We start from the raw sequence: 1,116 nt of genomic DNA on the forward strand, positions 1-1,116 counted from the left end.
CGTCTCCTATCCCTATCAGGGCGGCTGGGGCGACCCGCAGGGCAGCATCGACAAGGGCCTGATGACCGGGATGACCCCGGAGATCTTCGACGGCAACGGCTGGCGCAGCCTGTTCGGCGCCAAGAGCCGCGATGCGTTCGGCCCCGACAACAACCGCTTCTGGTATCCACGCGCCTGGGTCGCCCCGAACGGCAAGGTGTTCGGCATCAGCGCCGACAAGATGTGGTTCCTCGATGCGACCGGCAACGGCTCGGTCACCGCGATGAACTTCAAGGAGCCGCAGCGCAACGCCAACTCCGCCACCGACGCGCCGAATGTCGGCCCGAACTCTGCGGCCGTGATGTTCGACACCGGCAAGATCCTGCAAGTCGGCGGCAACGCCTATAGTAACGGCGAGGGCTTCCTGTCGAGCAGCCGCGCCTCGGTGATCGACATCACCAGCGGCGCGCCGGTGGTGACCGACACCACGCCGATGACGTATGGCCGCGGCTGGGCCAATGCCACGGTCCTCCCCACCGGCCAGGTCGCCGTCACCGGCGGCAGCAAGTGGAATGACCGCGGCGACGGCGACACCGTGCTGCAATCGGAGATCTGGGACCCGAAGACCGGTCGCTGGTCGCTCGGCGCCTCGGGCGGGGTCTATCGCGGCTACCACTCGACCGCGGTCCTGATGCAGAACGGCGCGCTGCTCATCGCCGGCGGCGGCGCGCCGGGTCCGGTCAACAACCAGAACGTCGAGGTGTTCTACCCGCCCTACCTGTTCGCCACCGTCAACGGCAAGACCGCCCTCGCCCCGCGCCCGCAGATCGTCAGCCTCTCGACCGTGCAGCTCCAGCACGGCCAGGCGATGCAAGTCGAAATCAATTCGCAGAACGGGCTGTCGCAGGTCGTGCTGGTCGGCCTGAGCACGGTGACGCACAGCTTCAACTCGGGCCAGCGCCGCTACGTCGCCGCCTTCACGCAGGCCGGCACCGCCGTGACCGTGCAGGCGCCGCCCAGCGCCAACGTCGCGCCTCCCGGCTACTACCAGCTCGTCGCGATCGACCAGAAGGGCGTGCCCTCGCCGGGCGTGATCGTGGCGCTCGGCAACGGCGTCGCGGCGCCGAGCCAGGTTTC

1 protein-coding gene is annotated in these 1,116 nt (G+C 68.8%); it reads left to right on the plus strand.

Annotated elements, in window-relative coordinates:
- On the plus strand, positions 1-1,116 hold a 1,116-nt coding region (locus VP06_RS32665; protein ID WP_048467990.1), incomplete at both ends, for a galactose oxidase early set domain-containing protein.

Origin of the sequence: Methylobacterium aquaticum, assembly GCF_001043915.1 — a bacterium.
Classification (GTDB): domain Bacteria; phylum Pseudomonadota; class Alphaproteobacteria; order Rhizobiales; family Beijerinckiaceae; genus Methylobacterium; species Methylobacterium aquaticum.